This window comes from Candidatus Sodalis endolongispinus (assembly GCF_018777395.1).
Taxonomy (GTDB): domain Bacteria; phylum Pseudomonadota; class Gammaproteobacteria; order Enterobacterales; family Enterobacteriaceae; genus Sodalis_B; species Sodalis_B endolongispinus.
Genome location: NZ_JAFJYC010000003.1, coordinates 71,568 through 89,872, shown reverse-complemented (window position 1 = coordinate 89,872; position 18,305 = coordinate 71,568). Strand labels below are relative to the sequence as shown.

8 protein-coding genes and 9 pseudogenes are annotated in these 18,305 nt (G+C 54.2%); 12 read left to right on the top strand and 5 right to left on the bottom strand.

The features are described from left to right. The first annotated feature begins 1,510 nt into the window (after positions 1–1,510). The 3 genes from JZM24_RS17645 to JZM24_RS17635 all read left to right on the top strand — a co-directional run bounded on the left by JZM24_RS17645 (position 1,511) and on the right by JZM24_RS17635 (position 4,548). The gene (locus JZM24_RS17645) at positions 1,511–2,539 is read left to right on the top strand and encodes a RepB family plasmid replication initiator protein (RefSeq protein ID WP_281418260.1); all 1,029 of its coding nucleotides are present in this window, start codon (positions 1,511–1,513) and stop codon (positions 2,537–2,539) included. 1,095 nt (positions 2,540–3,634) lie between these two features. Then, positions 3,635–4,270: an AAA family ATPase gene (locus tag JZM24_RS17640; RefSeq protein ID WP_215671354.1), complete on the top strand. Its 636-nt coding sequence runs from the start codon at positions 3,635–3,637 to the stop codon at positions 4,268–4,270. Next, positions 4,270–4,548 (top strand): hypothetical protein, encoded by a 279-nt coding sequence (locus JZM24_RS17635; protein ID WP_215671352.1) that lies wholly within the window; start codon positions 4,270–4,272, stop codon positions 4,546–4,548. The genes JZM24_RS17640 and JZM24_RS17635 overlap by 1 nt, the downstream gene beginning before the upstream one ends. 144 nt (positions 4,549–4,692) lie before the next feature. On the opposite strand, the pseudogene JZM24_RS17630 reads toward JZM24_RS17635, so the two are convergent. Continuing rightward, positions 4,693–5,899, bottom strand: a pseudogene (locus JZM24_RS17630) (IS3 family transposase). Positions 5,900–6,272: 373 nt separating this feature from the next. On the opposite strand from JZM24_RS17630, the pseudogene ascB reads away from it, so the two are divergent. Next, a pseudogene (ascB, locus tag JZM24_RS17625) lies at positions 6,273–7,403 on the top strand (6-phospho-beta-glucosidase); the annotation flags it as partial. A gap of 44 nt (positions 7,404–7,447) precedes the next feature. Here the strand turns inward: ascB and JZM24_RS17620 are convergent. Further along, positions 7,448–8,212: an SDR family NAD(P)-dependent oxidoreductase gene (locus JZM24_RS17620; RefSeq protein WP_215671350.1), complete on the bottom strand. Its 765-nt coding sequence runs from the start codon at positions 8,210–8,212 to the stop codon at positions 7,448–7,450. Positions 8,213–8,344: 132 nt separating this feature from the next. On the opposite strand from JZM24_RS17620, the gene JZM24_RS17615 reads away from it, so the two are divergent. Further along, a complete protein-coding gene (locus tag JZM24_RS17615) occupies positions 8,345–8,806 on the top strand; it encodes an AraC family transcriptional regulator (RefSeq protein WP_215671348.1) in 462 nt (153 codons plus the stop codon). 21 nt (positions 8,807–8,827) lie between these two features. Next, complete coding sequence (locus JZM24_RS17610; protein ID WP_215671347.1) at positions 8,828–9,265, top strand: helix-turn-helix domain-containing protein; 438 nt, start codon at positions 8,828–8,830, stop codon at positions 9,263–9,265. An 11-nt stretch (positions 9,266–9,276) separates the two neighbouring features. On the opposite strand, the pseudogene JZM24_RS18980 reads toward JZM24_RS17610, so the two are convergent. From JZM24_RS18980 to JZM24_RS17590, 3 pseudogenes are all read right to left on the bottom strand, one after another. Further along, positions 9,277–9,954 (bottom strand): annotated as a pseudogene (locus tag JZM24_RS18980) (N-acyl homoserine lactonase family protein). A 299-nt stretch (positions 9,955–10,253) separates the two neighbouring features. After that, positions 10,254–10,469: pseudogene (locus JZM24_RS19910) on the bottom strand (fumarylacetoacetate hydrolase family protein); the annotation flags it as partial. 205 nt (positions 10,470–10,674) lie between these two features. Beyond that, positions 10,675–11,560 (bottom strand): annotated as a pseudogene (locus tag JZM24_RS17590) (LysR substrate-binding domain-containing protein). Positions 11,561–11,657: 97 nt separating this feature from the next. Here JZM24_RS17590 and JZM24_RS17585 point away from each other — a divergent pair. The 6 genes and pseudogenes from JZM24_RS17585 to JZM24_RS17560 all read left to right on the top strand — a co-directional run bounded on the left by JZM24_RS17585 (position 11,658) and on the right by JZM24_RS17560 (position 18,200). Beyond that, a pseudogene (locus JZM24_RS17585) lies at positions 11,658–12,527 on the top strand (oxidoreductase). Between the two features lie 479 nt (positions 12,528–13,006). Next, on the top strand, positions 13,007–13,420 hold the full coding sequence (locus JZM24_RS17580; RefSeq protein ID WP_215671340.1) for a hypothetical protein: 414 nt from the start codon (positions 13,007–13,009) through the stop codon (positions 13,418–13,420). A 491-nt stretch (positions 13,421–13,911) separates the two neighbouring features. Beyond that, positions 13,912–14,634, top strand: a pseudogene (locus JZM24_RS17575) (ABC transporter ATP-binding protein). Next, positions 14,612–15,580, top strand: a pseudogene (locus JZM24_RS17570) (ABC transporter substrate-binding protein). Before JZM24_RS17575 ends, JZM24_RS17570 begins: the two co-directional pseudogenes overlap by 23 nt. 45 nt (positions 15,581–15,625) lie before the next feature. Beyond that, positions 15,626–17,240 (top strand): annotated as a pseudogene (locus tag JZM24_RS17565) (ABC transporter permease). A gap of 195 nt (positions 17,241–17,435) precedes the next feature. Then, entirely contained in the window at positions 17,436–18,200 is a 765-nt protein-coding gene (locus JZM24_RS17560) for an IclR family transcriptional regulator (RefSeq protein ID WP_215671338.1), read from the top strand. The last annotated feature ends 105 nt before the right edge of the window (positions 18,201–18,305 follow it).

Below are 18,305 nucleotides of genomic sequence, written 5' to 3'. Positions count from 1 at the left end.
GTGGGCAGTTGGAGCGGGTAGCGCTTCGTCTGCATTGAACAGGTGAAGAGCAACCCTTGTAAGTGAACTAGAGTGATAAGGGGCTGTTGATAATGATGCGTTCAGGAATTCGGCCATGCTTAAGCCGCATTGAGATCAATAAGGACATTACCAATGTCACATCAACATGCTTAGCAGTCTTGAAACAGATGGTTATCTCTGGTGCCTAATCATCAATCTAGCGGTACAATATACTTATCATGGAAAGTATTGTCCGTCTTATCTCTCTAGATTCGTTAAACACTTATCAAGCTATGAGTGAGTCATGCGAAGACGTCCATCCCATTTATCAGCTGCAAACCACAATTAGCATGATCAGGCGAAACTGACGTTATCGAACGTTATAAACGCTGGTTCCCAGGGTAGGTTGTCCGTAAAGGAATAAGGTAACAGCGCGTGCAATGGGTTAGTCAATCACATGCATGAATGAGGGTTTGCTGCGTTGGATAGGTTAAGGGTTTTGCGTTCGTGACAAAGATTGTTTATTAACTATTAAACTGGATACCTCGTCAACGTTATCACTGAACCTTAAATGATTTTTTTGATAAGTATAAGTCTGTGTGGATATGATAATGCTAGTGACGCTGAAAGAAAGGGGGAGTGTAACAGTCCAACTATGTCATAAACTCCTTCACAGCCCCTGTGCGTGTGATGAACATGATTTTGTGCTCTATCGGTAGCGTATGTCTCATAATCCCGTAGAGGCCTGCTTAGGTGCTTCGCTTGAGATTACGGGATAAGTTGTCCAGAAATGGTGTTGTTGGTGATCATACGGATAAATTTTTCACCTAGCAGGGTTGTTACTGTTATGAAGCATGTGTTTGATGAATCGGCGATGAATGTTGGGATTTTCGATAGATGAGACTGGTTTATCCCCGTTTTCCACAGGCCAGATCCTACAAATAGATCATGATAAGATCAAAAAAAGATCCATTAAGATCCGCGTAGCCCGCTAAGCCTTGCTGCGACTGGCTTCGGAGGGGATCAGTAACCACTAAGATGAGTAAAACAACCACTAGAGAGAGTATAACAACCTTTATAGAGAGAAGATCAACCTCGCTGGAGAGGGAAACCAAACCACTGTAGTGAGAAATGACCTTTTTCAGCTGTGATTATCTTCATTCGGCGAAAAATGCCTTAAGTCATTGCCGGTAAGGAGATAACGATTTAATTGTCTAAGGGGATGCTCAACAATGCGCCTGTTATCCACCAACGGGTGTCAGCCCCAAAAACTGAAACAATCCGCCGCTTTGACGTTATTTAAATAAATTAAATCAACCTCTTAAATGTCTTCCAATCTAAAGGTGGATTTTTAACAAGTTGTTGAACGTAACCACTATGGTGAGAGTATTAACTACTATAAAGAGTAAATAAACCACTGTAGCGAGTAGCGTATCCGCTATAGTGAGTGATACTATTCACTGCAACCAGTCACGGCGATGATCGCTTGTTCATGTCACGGGAAATCCCTATGCCGAAAAAAGAACAAGAAAATAAAATGATAGCTGATGCTTTTAGCGAAACAGATAAACGGACCGGCGAGGTTATTAACTTAACGCCAAACAGTAATAACACGGTTCAGCCTGTTGCGTTGATGAGACTCGGGCTATTTGTACCGACTCTGAAGTCCACAAGCCGCGGCAGAAAAAATCAGATGTCTACCATGGATGTGACCGATGAACTAAAACAACTTTCTCTCGTTAAATCAGAGGGATATGAAAATATCAAGATCACCGGTGCACGGCTGGACATGGACAACGATTTCAAAACGTGGGTAGGTATCATACATGCCTTTGCAAAATATAAGGTGCTGGGTGACAGCGTCACACTGCCTTTTGTGGATTTTGCCAAGCTATGTGGTATTCCCTCTGTTCGTTCTTCTGCCAAACTTAGAAGTCGTCTTGATGCATCCCTGACGCGTATTGCAACCAATACGATCGCATTTAGTAACAGGGAAGGGGAGTACTACGTCACTCACCTGGTCCAATCGGCAAAATATAGTACGAAAAATGACTCAGTGACACTGCAGGCTGATCCAAAAATATTCGAGTTATATCAGTTTGATAAGAAGGTTTTGTTGCAGCTCAGGGCCATCAACGAGTTGTCGCGTAAGGAATCCGCCCAGGCGCTTTATACCTTTATTGAAAGCCTTCCTACCGATCCCGCCCCGATCTCTATGGGACGTCTACGCGCCAGGCTGAACCTGACATCCCGCACAGTTACACAGAATGCTACGGTTCGCAAAGCGATGGAGCAACTGAAAGAGATTGGGTATCTGGACTACACCGAGATTAAACGGGGCCAGACTGTGTATTTTGTGATTCATTATCGTCGCCCGAAACTTAGACCGGTCGATATCCCGCTGAGTTTACCTGATATCGTCGATGACGATTTAGAGACCATGAAGGAGCCAGGGGAACAAGGCGGTGAGATGGTTATGCTATCTAAGGAAGAGCTGGAATTGTTGGCTAAAATCCGTAAGAGCAAAAAAAATCCCTAACCACACTGGCGAGTAAAATAGCTCACTACAGTGGTTAGTGGGCTTTTTTTTGACCTCAATGAAGGCGACAACCGCTGTAACGAGAAATTATCCGCTGTAGTGAGTAAAAGTACTCTCCATAGTGGTTTTTATCATTCACACGGTTAGTGGATACTAATACATAACAGTCTGATTATGCTTTGAGTTAGCATATACTAACATCGTTTAGCTCTAAAGCTTGTCCTTGGTGCCGAGGTTAGCTACTCATCACAGTAGTTAGGTGCCGACCCGCATGACGAGACTCACTATAGTGGATAGTGCTCACCGCAGTGGTTGCTACTTGCTATAGTGGTTACGATTATTTTCACTCTCTCCTTAGTGGTTATTACGGATACTCAATAATGCCGCTCGCCCTTCTAATATACAGTATCAAGTCGATACGGAAGCGAGACCAGGCGTTTGATAACCGCCATATTGGTGTGTGACAATGTCACCCTAAAGAGGAAGCTTTGGTTACCAAAATGTCTCAACAGTCTGAATTAGCGATGTTGCGAGGCTTTCATCGGTGTTTAAGTGAATTGCATTTAGATTTGAACTACATTCTGCTCGCAATGGACGACCCCGTTACGACAGACGATCCAGGCCTGTTGTTGGACTGACCCCACCCTGATAAACAACCCACCGAGCCCAACCCGTTGGTTCTGACTGACTCCACCCACGCGGTCTTACCGACGGGTTTAAAGTAAAAATTGTCCTACAGCGAGGATCACGATGGTGCCTTACACACTGAGTGAGCCGTTTTCGTATTTGCTCTCTGACATTATAAATGACCCCGTTAGGGCCCTTTCCCGCCTCGCTGGTCCGGCTTTCAATGGGGACGTAGCGAAATCGGTACCGCCCAAAAATGCCGGAGTGGCTGACCCTAATCCGCAATACCGCACCCAATGATGAGAGTACTGAACTTTTTGAAATTTTCTAACAACAAAGAACGTAGAGGGAAATCCTATCAGATATTAATTCACACTTCATACTTGAGACGTAATACTTGCTACTTAAAATATCACAGGTATAATCTTATCAAGCTGTTCAGCCACTACAAACACATGGGACACATTGATGATTACAATCATAGGCTGTAATAAGGGCGGGGCGGGTAAGACCACGACAGCGATAAATGTTGCCGTTGGATTAGCGATGCAAGGCTATGATGTCTGCCTGGTGGATGCCGACGTACAACGTTCGGCAGCACGATGGTATGCCGAGAGGGAGCAGGCTGAACTTATCCCTACGGTGACGCTTATCGAAAAAAGAGACAATATTTCTCAAACCCTGCGGAGCCTCGATCAAAAATATGATCACGTCATTGTGGATGTAGCCGGCAGAAACAGTCGTGAACTGATCACGGGAGGAACAGTCGCCCATCAAATTATAGCGCCACACCAATGCTCACAACTCGACCTGGATACAATGATTGAACTAAAGCAGCAGGTGGAAAGCATGCGTGATTTGAATCCAGATTTGAAAGCATTCAGTTATCAGAGTATGGCAACGACTAATCCGGTCATCCGGGGTAATGAACGCCGGGAGTTTCTGGAATTTGTCAGTGAGTTTGCCGGTATCAAGCCACTTAATGCCATTGCCTGCCATCGCAAAATCTACCGCGATGTCATGTCGGAAGGGAAGTCTGTTTTGGAGGCTTCTAATGATAACGCGAAGGCAGAAGTTATGGCGTTGCTTAAGGAGATATTTTAGTGGCGCTGAAAAAACCCGTGAGAAGAACCGTGAGTGAGGCTGAGGCGGATGCATTGGCAAATCGCTTGGCGGATCGTCCTTATGGCGAATCTCAAAATTCTCCACCACCAGCCGCAGTGCCGCAAGAAGAAAAGATTGCGCGTACTACCATTTCGCTGCCTTTGTCATTATTACTCGCGGTAGAAGATATCGCCTTGGAGAACAAACGTAACGGTACAGATCCGAAAAATGTGAGTGCTATTATTCGTGAAGCGCTAAATGCATATCTAAAAACGTAACTGATTTAGCCCCCTGAAACACCAGACAGTAGCTGTATCTCCAGATAAGAGATAGGCTTGAATATATGTCTAACACTAACGCCAATTTTGATATGACCGGGATCATGTGATCTTGCCCCGCCATCTCCGTACAGCTTTTGTATCTTAAGTTAACGAAGCACGCTGCCGCCGGTATTCTCTCGGAGAGTGATATCCCAGCGCGCTGTGCGGATGGTTTTCATTGTAATGCGTGAACGCTGCTGCAAGGTTTCGCAGGGCTGTTCTCGCATCCGGTTTTGGCATGAACTCGATATAGTCTTCCTTCATCGTCTTCACGAACCGTTCGGCCATGCCATTGCTCTGCGGGCTGCTCACCGCTGTTGTGCAGGGCTCCAGATCCAGTTCTCTGGCGAACCTCTGCGTTTCATGCGCGGTATACGCTGAACCGTTGTCCGTCAACCACTGCACCGCTGTATCGGGTAACCTGTCGCCGAAGCGCTTTTCTACCGACATCAGCATCACATCCTGCACGGTCGAACTGTCGTAGCCTACAGTGCTCGCAGACCAGTCTATGGCCTCTCTGTCGCAGCAGTCCAGTGCGAACGTGACCCGCAGTTTTTCACCGTTGTCGCAGCCGAACTCGAAGCCATCTGAACACCAGCGCATATCGCTTTCTGCCACCGCGATCCTGCCCTTATGCTCACGCCTCGGCCGCTCTGGTTTTCAATGTAATAACAGCAGGTTATGCTCACACATGATCCTGTAAAGTCGTTTCGCATTTACCGGCGTCAGTCCCTCTGCGCGACGTTGTTTACACAGGATGCCCCACACCCGCCGATAGCCGTAGCTGGGCATATCGCTGATGATGTCGAGGATGTCCGACAGTATTTCAGCGTCTGCTTCGTCATTACGCCGGTTACAGCGCCTGTCCTGCCAGTCGGCAGAACGCTTAATCCGCAGTGACAGCGGCGCACGCGACCCGCTCATGGCGCGGCTGACCTGTGCTATTCCCCGGCCTTTGGCAACAAGGGCGCGTGCGCTATCCATTTTCGTGACTGGCCGTACTCCACGGCTTCTTTTAGGATCTCAACCTCCATCGTCTTCTTACCCAGAAGGCGCTGGAGCTCCCGGACCTGCTTCAATGCAGCTGCAAGCTCAGAGGCAGGAACAACGTCCTCCCGGCAGCCACGGCGGTGAGGCTTCCTTCCTGATATTGCTTTTTCCACTTAAACAGCAGGCTGGGCTGGATACCGTGCAGTCGTGCGAGATGGGAGACATTCATGCCGGGCTCCATCCTCTGCTGAATAATGGCCATTTTTTCCTGAGGAGTTTTACGTTTACGGACTTCTTGACCTAACAGGATCCCGGTCATATCAAAATTGGCGTTAGTGTTAGACATATATTCAAGCCTATCTCTTATCTGGAGATACAGCTACTGTCTGGTGTTTCAGGGGGATAAATCACAACCTCCCTGGTAACCGGGCGGTATCATAGCGGCAAAGGATGATGGCAACTATAGCGTGTCGTTGGCACCTTAACTTACCTGATCTGGCATGTTGCAAGTTATTTAGGCCTTACCCACTCGGTAGCGCTGGTTCCGCAGGGGGTAGCGCAAATCTGGGCCCCGGCGCCAGCTCGGTTTTATTCCAGTCCGGCTCGCGCTTGTTAAATGCACGCCAGGCGGCATTCACATCAGTTAACGCCTCACGCTGGTCGGGACCTCGGCCTGATCGATGGCCCCCGTGCCGAGTCGCTATGAGTTAACCCCCAATCCACAAGGCATCGCGTTTTATCGCGATCTGTTCATGGAATGCCGTCGTCACGGTATTGAGCCGTTGGTGACGTTGAGCCACTTTGATGTGCCTATGCATCTGGTCATTGAATATGGTTCCTGGCGCAACCGAAAGATGGTCGACTTTTTTACCCGCTATGCGCGCACCTGTTTTACCGCGTTCGACGGGCTGGTGAAATACTGGCTGACCTTTAACGAGATCAATATATTGCTGCACAGTCCGTTCTCCGGCGCGGATCTGGTCTTTGCAGAGGGCGAGAATGTTGAGCAAGTAAAGTATCAGGCGACCCATCACGAACTCATTGCCAGCGCGCTGGCCACCAAAATCGCTCATGAAGTGAATCCGGCCAACCAAGTCGGCTGTATGTTGGCAGGCGGTAATTTTTATCCCTGGTCGTGCAAACCGCAAGATGTGTGTGCCGCGCTGGAAAAGGATAGGGAAAATCTGTTCTTTATCGATGTCCAGGCCAGTGGTGCCTACCCCGCCTGGACCGGCCGTCTGTTCCGCGAGAAGGGGATCGAGGTGGCGATGGCGGACGGCGACGACGCAATTCTAAAACATACCGTCGATTTCGTCTCCTTTAGCTATTATGCCTCGCGCTGCGCCTCCGCTGAGATGAACGAACATAACAGCAGTGCGGCGAACGTGGTGAAATCCCTGGCCAATCCGCATGTGTCACGCAGCGAATGGGGCTGGGGCATTGACCCTCTCGGGCTGCGCATTACCATGAATATGATGTATGACCGCTATCAGAAACCGCTGTTTCTGGTAGAAAATGGCCTGGGGGCGCGCGATGAACCTGATGCCAACGGCGAAATCAACGATGATTACCGCATCAGCTACCTGCGCGAACATATCCGCGCCATGGGCGACGCTATTGCCGACGGGATACCGGTTATCGGTTATACCACCTGGGGATGTATCGATCTGGTCGCTGCTTCAACCGGCGAGATGAGTAAACGCTATGGCTTTGTCTATGTCGATCGCGACGACCGAGGCAATGGTACCTTGGCGCGCCGGCGGAAAAGATCTTTCTGGTGGTATAAAAAGGTCATCGCCAGCAACGGGGCGGATCTGGACTAACCCGGCTGCGCGCCTGGCAGACGCGCCCGGCGCCGCGGACAAACTTAAATTGCCATGCCGCCCGACACCTCAATACGTTGCGCATTCACCCAACGGTTTTCCTCAGACAGCAGGCTTGCGATCATCGGTCCAATATCATCGGGCAGACCAGGCCGCCCCAACGCCGTCATGTCCGAAACCGCCTTATTGATGGCGGGGTTGTCGCGCACCATACCGCCGCTGAAATCGGTTTGGATCGATCCTGGTGCTACCACATTGACGCGGATCCGCCGCGGTCCGAGTTCTTTGGCCAGATAGCGTGTGAAAATCTCCACCGCCCCATTCATGGCCCCGTAGGCGCAACTACCGGGATAAATAACGCGGGTCAGCCCTGATGAAATATTCACCACGCTTCCGCCGTCACGGATCAGGGGCAACAAGTGCTGCGTTAGAAAAAATACCCCTTTGACATGTACCCGATAGAGGGCATCCAACTCGTCTTCGGTCGTCAGAGTAATGCTGTTATGATGTGAAATGCCCGCGTTATTCACCAGATAGTCGATATGCGTCGCTTGCAATGTTACCAGCGCGTCTTTGACCCGTTCCACAAACGCCGCAAACGTCCCCGTGTCGCCGGTGTCCAGCGCTAAGGCGATAGCGCGCACCCCGGCTTGTTCGATAAGTGCTTGCACCGCCTTCGCCTCAGCGTGGTGAGAATGATAGGTAAAAATAATATCGACTCCGCGTTTAGCGAGGTTCAAGGCCGTATTGCGGCCCAGACCGAGGCTTCCTCCGGTAATGATGGCGATTTTGGAATGTGGCGTTGGCATATTGTTGTCCTCTCGGCAGAAAAAGGTATTTTTCGGTATTCAGTTGCCCTTTCACAGATTAATATATGCCTGTTTCTTGCCTATTCCTGTCACGCGCCGGTGCGGCGCCGCACATCAGTCGGAGTGAGTGAAATGTCAGAACTTGCTCGTACCCTTGAGCGTATTACCGATGGCTTAACGGGAGAAAGCCAGTACCTGACGGATATTGACAGTGTGATCCTGGTGCGGGCCGATCAGGAAAAACCGCCGTCACATTTACTAGCCAAACCGGCTTTATGTGTCGTCGCACAGGGGGATAAATGGACCAGTTTCGGCTCCCAACGCTACCGTTATGGTGCGGGTAGGGCGTTGTTGGTCAATGTGGAAATGCCTTCCGTGGGGCGTGTGGTGCAGGCCAGTGCCGATAAGCCTTTCCTGGGCATTATTATTGCGTTGGATCCCTACCGGTTGAAGGCGACGCTGAAAAGCCTTAGCGCTTTGCCGTCTAGTGTGAAGGCGGGTGCCAATACGTCCGGGGCAATTGTTACCGCTATCGATAGCGGGCCTCTGGCGCAATGCATTTTACGTCTGGTACAGCTTTTGGAGACGCCGTAGGCTATCACGCTGCTGGCGCCGATGGCGCTGAGCGAGCTGTATTATTGGCTGCTGACCGGCCCTCACGGCGGCCATATCCTAAATATGACGCTTGAGCGAGGCCATCTTGAGCGGGTCATTCGAGCAATTCAGCAATTACGTGCCCGTTTCGCAGAACCCATTCGCATTGAATCTCTGGCTGACGCCGCCGGCATGAGCCTGTCCACATTCCATCGCCAGTTCAAAGCCGTGACGGCAATGAGTCCTCTACAATATCAAAAGCAACTTCGTCTGCTCGAAGGTCGGCGTTTGTTGGTATCGGAGCGCAAGAATGTGGAAACCGCCGCCTATGCCAACGGTTATGAAAGCCCGTCTCAGTTCAGCCGGGAGTATCGGCGCATGTTTGGCCTGTCGCCAAAACGTGATGCGCGCTCGACTCAAGCCGGAGCGTTGCCGCCCGCATGGCCGACTGAGGGATGAAACAAGGCGAGTCAGGCTAACCAGCGCGGCGCGTGAGGTAAGGTGGCGCTTTGCTCAGTATCATGGTTAAACCACATTTTGGCCTGCGTTGCCCGTTGCAGCCGCGCCATTTTTTCCATCGATGCTCGCGTCGCCGCCTCATCAGCATTCAGCGATGGGACGCACCGGCAGTGGAAGTTGAACCGATTGTGCGCCATATCACCGCTCAGGACCACCAGGCCGGAACGTGGCATGCGGATAAACAGCGAACAATGCCCCGGCGTATGGCCCGGGGTAGCTATCAGGCGCACCGCCACATCACCGAAGATATCGTAATCCCCTTCCACCATTACACGCGGATTATCCAGCAGCGTGGCGTACAATTCCGGGCGGTAGCCGAACTGGGCATGATCGGCGCCGAACATGGCGTCATATTCAGACTGTTACGCTATCCACCGCGCGCACGGGAATAAACGGCAATTGCCGGCATTATCATAATGCGCATGAGAAAGGACCAACGTGCCGATATCTTGTGGAGCGACGCCGATTTCGGCAAGTTGGGCGGCGATCGTTTTACGTACCGTACCGAGAATGCCATGCGCTATAACCCGCCCCTCGGGCACCGCAATCAGATCATCCTGGGTGCCGGTATCCCACAACAGCCATTGGTCACGGTGGCGAATAAGATACGTGTTGCAGCTCAGCACCATGGGTACACCCATATCAATCCCTGGCGAATAACGGGAAGCGTCATCGACCTGGGCCTGACCACCGTCCAGGATATACATTTTTTCGATGTACACGTTGTCGCTCATCACTCCTCCTATCGTAGCAACGTATCAGAGAAGAGAAACCTGTCGATCCCCCAGCCCTTCGATTGACGAGAGCACCTAATCTCCGGCCTTCAGCCACTGTCGCACTTCACACCGTGTCTTCTGACCCAGATGACCCCAAGGGGTGTTCCGGTAAACATAATATCACCGGGTTTAAAGGTCATAAGACGCGAAACCTAACGGATAAGCTGTCGGCAAGTAACAATCATATCCCGTGTATTGCCGTTCTGGCGCAGAGCGCCGTTCACCCGGGTCTGCGCGCGCAGCGCATTCGAGTCAGCTATCGTGTCCCGCGGGACCAACCAGGGACCAAGCGTGGCAAAACCGACCGAAGTGCTCCCAGCCATAAATTGCGAGGTCACATTTTGCAGCGTGCGGGCGTTGAAGTCGTTGCCATTTGTGTAGGGGACACCACTTCAAGCGCATCGGCCTCGCTGACGTCCTGGCATGAGCGTCCGAAGACGATAGCCAAGTGGTCTTATCAGGGAACTCGCTGTCAGCCTTGGTCAGTAGCACGATGGTGCCGCCGTGATGGAATAGAAGGTTGAATCTCTCGCTCTACGCATCACCGTCATCCCGCCAATAGAGTGAAAGCGTTTAACTTTCCCCGTTGCGGACGAAATCGATGAACGCCTTGAGCGGTGCCTGGATGAGGCGCCGGTTGGAATAATAAAGATAGGGACCGGTAAAAGGCAGCCACCACGAGGGTAAGATGCCCTCCAGCTCACCGCTGTCAATCGCAGGTTTAAGCCACTCTTCAAAAAGATAGACAATACCGCCACCCGCTATCGCCGTCGCTACCGCCAGGTCCATCGCGCTGCCAATACTGAGCACCAGCGATCCGTTAACGTTAAGACGTACGGTTTCGTAGCCGCGCTCAAATTCCCATTCCGGGGTTACGCCGGTGGCATACCGCCACGCGAATACAGCGGTGATGCATGAGCCGGCCATACTTGTCGAGATAGGCCGGCGCGGCGGCCACGGCGAAGCGCTGCTGGCGCGGTCCTATCGGCAACGCCACCATATCCTGCTCGAGGCATTCGTCATAACGGATGCCGGCATCGCGACCATCGCGAAACACGTCCTGGACGTTGCTTTCCGCGACGATATCTACCTGAATGTCCGGGTAGCGCGCCAGGAAGGCCGGGAGAATTGAGGGTAGCACCAACCGTGTCGCACTGACCGGGACGTACAGCCGCAACGTGCCGGTAGGGGTATCGCGGTAGCGATTGAGGTCGTCAAGCGCCGCATCGACTTCGCTCATGGCCGGCAACAAGCGATCCATCAATGTCCTGCCCACCTCGGTTAACACCACCGTGCGCGTATTGCGGTGAAACAGGCGGACGCCCAGCTGTTGCTCTGCCCGCCGCACCGCATCGCTGAGCCGTGAGGCATTGCTGCCCGTGACGCGCGCGGCTTCGCGAAATCCTCCCGCTTTGGCCACCGCCGCCACCGCGTGAAGCAGTCCTAAATCGAGCCGCATTGTCCGCCACCTCGTACAGCCTGTCACTATTTAGCTGGATAGTCGCACAGTTAAGGTAACGTTACAATCCTCCGGTCACTATTTCAGGAGGTATGCCATGTTAGAATCCGCTCTCACCTATCGCTTGGGCGACCGTCAAATTAGCCGCATGGGTTACGGCGCAATGCAATTGTCCGGTCCCGGGGTTTATGGTCCACCCGCCGATGAAGCAACAGCCCTTCAGGTGCTGCGCGATGCCATTAGAGCGGGCGTGCGGCATATTGATACCAGCGACTTTTACGGGCCGCACATCACTAACCAGCTGATTAAAAAAGCGTTATATCCTTACCCTGACGATCTATGCATTGTCACCAAGGTCGGCGCGAAGCGAGATGCGCAAGCCAACTGGTTATCCGCCATGAGCGGCGCTGAGATAACACGCGCGGTGGAGGACAACCTGCGTCATTTAGGCCTTTAGGTGCTGGAGGTGGTGAATATGCGCAGTATGATCGATCCGATGCAGCCGGCCGAAGGATCCATCGCTGAGCCGCTGGAGGCGCTGATTGCGCTAAAAGAGCGCGGCCTACTCCGTCATATTGACCTGAGTAACGTTACGGCGCAACAAATCGCCGAGGCGCAGGAAATGACCCCTATTGCTTGCGTGCAGAACATGTACAACGTCGCGAACCGAAATAATGACGCATGGATTGACTCCCTGGCCGCTCAGGGAATTGCCTGGGTACCTTTCTTTCCCCTCGGCGGTTTCAGCCCGCTGCAATCGACCCAGCTTAATGCAGTGGCACAGTCGCTGGACGCCACGCCGATGCAGGTTGCGCTGGCCTGGTTGCTGCAGCGCGCGCCGAATATTCTGCTCATTCCTGGCACCTCATCTCCCCACCACTTACGGGAAAATATGGCGAGCCTCCAGCTTACGCTCCCCGCGGATGCGCTTGCCAAGCTTAATGCTATTGCTGCGCCTGCTGTCTGATGTGGCAGGCAAATTCCCTCTCCCTATCAGCCCGGCACTCTCGTTAACGGAAACCATTTTGGCCCGGAAAAACCGGTCCAGACACTCCGTCTGCGCCAGCTAACGCCCTGCCCGCTGAAAGCCATTTTCTTCATTTTTTTTCATGCGCCCCTTCGCTATCCTGATGCGTTCCTTACCTCAGACGGAAGATAACTATGCCTATAGCGTCCCTGACACACACGGCCGTGCCTGCTGGCATCGCGTATCAACCTGCAGCAGTACAAAACCATCCTCCCCAATGGCTGGTTGATCGGATAAGGGCCATCAGACCAGCCGAAAGTCCCGGTACCAACCCGATTTCCCCGCAGCCGAATCAGGATACAGGCGCGCGACGTCACCGTTGAATTAACCGTTACATTTACCCCCGCCTTAGAACGAGACACCCAAAAGACTGCTTCCGCCTGGCGATGGAACATGGCTTAAATGCCGAGGAGCATCGTATGCTTGAAATGAAGGCGATAATGGGCCCAGCCGCACAGCGTCTTCGGCGCGGTGAAGCCTGCGATACCCTTTCACGCATTTACGGCGGGATTGGCGGCTTAAGCGTTGAAGCACGGGAAAAGCTGGAAATGATCGCCGTAGACGGCCCTGCGGCGGAACGCCTTCGCCAAGGCGCAAGCGTCAGCCGGGTGTGTCGCAAGCTGGGGATTGTGACCCGCGCCGCGCGCGAACGTTTGCAGCGCTTGACGCTATTAAGAGAGGCTGAGGGACATGGCGGCCTTTGTGCGCCGCGCGCTGCTGCTGGGGCCGCCCTGTACGATGTTGCTGACGCCACCGTTGACGGCAGGTATTCAGACCAGGTCGTACGGACAACGACGACGCTGTCAAGGCGCCGCCTCTCCCGCGCTAGGTAAGGATCCTGCGCCGCCAATGGTGACGCTGTCACGTAGCTGGCTGCAACCTGCCATCCGGCTGACCCCTTGCTTAGGGTGCAACATTAGTTTTTGTTAACCCTGCAATAGCAAGATAGGGTTAACCCAACCACGAGACGCTACATGGTTATTCTGTGCTGCTCTCATCGCGATATCATAGCACCCACTCTATTCCCGCGCCCCGTTGCGTATTAACCGGGGAGTGCGTGAATAAGAGCGACACCGGCTTTACCGAGCAAGCCGGAGACCCGGGCGAATAAATTTCTCCCCAAGCGTGGCCTTCGCTTTGCGGCGCATGCAGGCAAAATCTTCCGCCGTCATACCGTTGTCACAAATGCCCCCTATTCTGGCCCGCAATGAAATCCCAAAGAGGATATACAGATGTTGGCTCCCCTGTTAGCGACACAGGCGAGTGCGCCCCGTTGGATGTTGCCCGCTGGTGTAGCGGATTGTTCTCATCTCGGGGGGCACTGATGCGTGCATTCACCTCTCTCACGCTGGAAGGCGTTTCCTATGCGTTCGGCGTTCACACCGTTCTCGACCACATAGATTTGCATATCGAACCCGGCGAAATCGTTGCGCTACTGGGGCCGTCCGGCTGCGGTAAAAGCACCCTGCTGCGCCTGCTGGCGGGGCTGACACAGCCTGCCCGCGGGACTATTCGTTTCGGCGAGCGCGTGGTGGCCCGACCAGGCTGGGCGTTGCCCACGGAGCAACGTGACCTCGGCATGGTATTTCAGGATTACGCCCTGTGGCCGCACATGACGGTCGCGCAGAACGTCGATTTCCCGCTGCGCATGCGGCGGGTGGCGCGCGACGAACGCGCACGTCGCGTCGGCGAGGCGCTGGAGCGGGTTGGCCTCGCCGCTTTCGCCGCCCGCAGGCCGGCCGGATTGTCCGGTGGTCAACAGCAGCGCGTGGCGCTGGCGCGCGCCATCGTGGCGGAACCCGGCGTTCTGCTGTTCGATGAACCGCTGTCCAACCTGGACAGCGAGCTGCGTGAATAACTGAGCCGGGAAATGGCCCGCCTGCTGCGCCAGCTGGGCACCACCACCGCCGTTTATGTCACGCATGACCGCCACGAAGCAGAACGGCTGGCGCATCGTATCGTGCATTTATCCACCGGCCGCGTTCAAGCCGTCCGTCACGTTTTATCATCCTCAGGGGGATCCCATGCAAAGGTTTATGCCGATTAAAAAAGGAGTGGTGCTAGCCATGATGTTGTCAGCGGTCATGATGTCCAGCGCCCATGCGCTAACGGTGTACACCGCCGGGCCGGGGGCGCTGGCGAAAAAGCTTGCAGCCGGTTATGAAAAGCACACCGGCGTAAAAGTCAATGTGTTCCAGGCTACTACAGGTAAAGTCATGGCGCGTCTAGAGGCCGAGCAGGCGAATCCGCAGGCGGATATCCTCATCTCCGCCTCAGTGGACAACGCGGAAGATCTGCATCAGCGCGGCTGGCTGCTGCCCTACCGTAGCGCCAATGCACAATAGATACCTGACTGGCTGCAGGCCGAGGATTATGTTGCCCAGGGTGTTTCTGCGTTGGGTATAGTCTGGAACACGCAGAGCGGGACACCCGAGCCGAAAGAATGGCGCGATTTGACCTTGCCGGCGTTTAAAGACAAGGTGACCACCACAGACCCGGCACTCTCAGGTGCGTCGCTCGATCTACTGATCGGATTGCAAAACAGCCTCGGCGAACGCGCCTGGCGCTTGTTTGCCGATCTTAAGCAGAAAGGCATGGTGGTCAGCGGACCCAATGCCCAAGCGGTCACGCCGGTGATGTAGGGGGCGAAAGCGGCCGTCTTTGGCGCCGTGGATTATGTCTCTTACGGCAACATCCACCAAGGTGAGTCGCTTAAGGTTATCTTCCCCGCCAGCGGCACCGTGGTGGCGCCGCGGCCGATGATGATCCTGAAAACCACGCGGCACGCCATTGATGCCAAGGCGTTCATCGATTATGTGCTGTCGCCGGAAGGACAGGCGCTAGTGGCGGGCGCCTGGCTGATGCCGGCTCGTTCTGATATTAGCGCCAAGCGCCGGTTGCTCAACCAATTGACCGTTCTTCCGACACGCAGCGACGGCAGCAGTGAAAGCGCTGGCGTGCTAGAACGCTACAACCGTCTATTCACCCAGTAATTGACCAAGCCCGGCGGGACCGTCCCCGCCGGCGGGAACTCCGTTGTGAAAACACATACGCTGTCTTTTGTTACCGTGCTACTGCTAATAATTCTGGTGGCGCTGCCGCTGGCGTTTATCGTGTTGCAAGCCATTTTTCCTCAATTCAGCGCCGGGTCGCTGCAGGGGGCGTTTCGCGGCATCGCACCGCTTATTCACGATCCGCAATTGCCGGCCATGCTTGGCGGCACGCTGTGGATTGCTGCGGGGGTGGCATTATTGAGCGCTATCATCGGTTTACCGCTCGGCGTCGTGCGCGGGTTGTTTGACTTACCGGCGCCACGCCTGTGGGATGTCCTGTTTCTGATCCCCTTTCTTACGCCGCCTTATATCGCGGCCTTATCCTGGATCCTGGCGCTGCAGACTCAGGGCTATGTGATGCAATTAACCGGCCTGGATTTAAATGCCCTGCTGTTCAGTCCGACCGGCATGATACTGGTGATGACTTTTAACATTTTCCCGGTGGTCTATTTCGCTGTCTCGCGCAGCTTGCTCAGCAGCGGGCAGCGGCTGGCGTGGGTTGCGCGGGTACATGGTGCCAGTGCCTGGCGCGCGTTTCGGCACGTCACACTGCCGATGCTCGCGCCTGCCCTGGCAGCGGGAATGTTACTGGCCTTTACGCTGGCAGCCGAAGAATACGGCGTGCCGGCGGCGCTTGGCGCCCGTGCCGGTGTTATGATGCTGACGGTCGGCATTGAGACGAAACTCGCCGACTGGACGATCGATTTGCACGGAGCGGCCCTGCTGTCGCTGGTGCTGATTGCCATTGCGCTGTGTGGCTGGTGGCTACAGCGCCGGCTGGTCAACGACCACGACGTCACCAGCATTACCGGCAAACCGGCGGCATCCAGCGGCGCACGCCTGGGTGTGGCGCGCATGCCGGTGATCTGCGCCCTGGTGGCTGTGGCGTTGCTGTCCGTGGGCGTACCGGTGGCGTCAATGACGCTTACCGGGGTGATGTCCACGCTGTCGAGCGGCTTATCTTGGTCAAACCTGACCGGTGGGCACTATACGGCGCTATTTGACCAAGGGGGCGATGTACTCGCGGCGCTCAGCACCAGTCTGTCGCTGGCGCTGGCAACGGCCGTTATCACCGGTCTGTTGGGATTACTGGCCGCCTGGCTGACGGTGGTGGCGCGAATAACCGGTCGAACAGTGATCGATGCGCTATCGCTGCTGCCCGCGGCGCTGCCGGGTATTGTGGTGGGCGTGGGGTTGATATTGCTGTGGAATCGCGCTTTTTGGCCGGTTTCGCCTTACAACACCTGGGCCATTTTGCTCCTGTCGTATTGCTGCTTGTTAATACCCTGTCCGGTGCGCTATGTCGGCAGCGCGCTGCGCCAGATGGGCTCCAGCCTGGAGCCCGCCGGTCGCGTTCACGGCGCCACGCCGTGGCGGGCGCTTTGGCATATCGTGCTGCCGATGGTGTTTCCCGCCTTGCTGGCGGCAATGCTGATGGTGTTTGCCATCGCTTCTCCTGGCTCCCGCCGGCACCCAAACCGTTGCGGTCTTTATCTGGCGGCAATTTGAACAAGGTTCAGTGGGGCAAGGTATGGCCATGGCGACAATCACTTTATTCACCGGACTCGCGCTAATGTTAACCTCGCTGCGGATCTTGTAGCGTAGCGCACAGCAGTAATATCCCCATCCACTCCCATTGCACCATAATGCATCATCCGCACAGCAAAACGCACCAATAAGGTGCATTTTAACGTTGCCGTGAGGCTTGGACGCCCGTCCTGACGGCATTTCACCTCTGGCATCAATCTTGCAGTTTCATTTTAAGGTTCTTTGTCACATTTTATGAGACTTTACCATGTCTATCCTGGAAACCAGCGCTCAAATATTGCAGTTGATGACCTCTTTACAGCGCGGCATCCGCGTCAATGACTTCATCAACCATATTCAGATGCCGAAAAGCACAGCGTCGCGTGTGGTGAATCAACTGGTGCAATACGGTTATCTCGAAAAAGACGATGCGCAAGGTCATTTCATGCCCGGCGCGTTGCTGCTGGGGGCCGCTCATATTGCGCGCCAGCAGGTGCCACTTAATGAGCGGGTGGATGCCGCGCTGCGATCGTTGTGCGAGCGTACCTGCTGTACTGGGTATATCTCGCTGCTGGATAACCGTGAAATACTGGTGTTGCGCGTCATCCACGGCCGCCATGCATTACCCATGGTGACGTGGCCAGGCTCGCGTTCGCCGGCCTGTGGCACCTTAACGGGTCGGGCGCTGCTGGCACGTCTCTCGGAGGACGAAATCGATGAGTTCTTCGCGTCTGCTCCTGTCGCGACGCAACTTAACGGCGTTCACCAAAGCGAGGACAGTATCCGCCGTTTGATTCAACAGACGCGGGAGAGAGGCTATGCCACCGCGATCAACGAATCGGTGACCGATACGGCTTCGGTGAGCTGCGCCGTGGGCGATCCTGCGACCCATGAAGCGGTGGCGTTTTGCCTCTCGCTGCCCCAATCGCTGGCGCACCCGGAAGAAATCGTTCGCCTGGCCGGCCTACTGCGAGACGCCGCCCGTCTTATCGCCCGTAAAACCGGCGATATGAGGGTTACCGAGACACTTTGATTCCTTTTCAATACCAGGAGAAACATCCGTGAGTCCATCCACTACCCCCAGGGGGATCATCAACCCGAGCAGGAAGCTCACCCGCGCACGTTTAAACCCGCGACC

Excerpts from the sequence above, each read along its gene's own strand:
- JZM24_RS17645 (WP_281418260.1), top strand. The coding sequence starts at position 1,511 with ATGCCGAAAAAAGAACAAGAAAATAAAATGATAGCTGATGCTTTTAGC.
- JZM24_RS17620 (WP_215671350.1), bottom strand. The coding sequence starts at position 8,212 with ATGCCAACGCCACATTCCAAAATCGCCATCATTACCGGAGGAAGCCTC.
- JZM24_RS17615 (WP_215671348.1), top strand. The coding sequence starts at position 8,345 with ATGTCAGAACTTGCTCGTACCCTTGAGCGTATTACCGATGGCTTAACG.
- JZM24_RS17610 (WP_215671347.1), top strand. The coding sequence starts at position 8,828 with ATGGCGCTGAGCGAGCTGTATTATTGGCTGCTGACCGGCCCTCACGGC.
- JZM24_RS17580 (WP_215671340.1), top strand. The coding sequence starts at position 13,007 with ATGCTTGAAATGAAGGCGATAATGGGCCCAGCCGCACAGCGTCTTCGG.
- JZM24_RS17560 (WP_215671338.1), top strand. The coding sequence starts at position 17,436 with ATGTCTATCCTGGAAACCAGCGCTCAAATATTGCAGTTGATGACCTCT.
- JZM24_RS17640 (WP_215671354.1), top strand. The coding sequence starts at position 3,635 with ATGATTACAATCATAGGCTGTAATAAGGGCGGGGCGGGTAAGACCACG.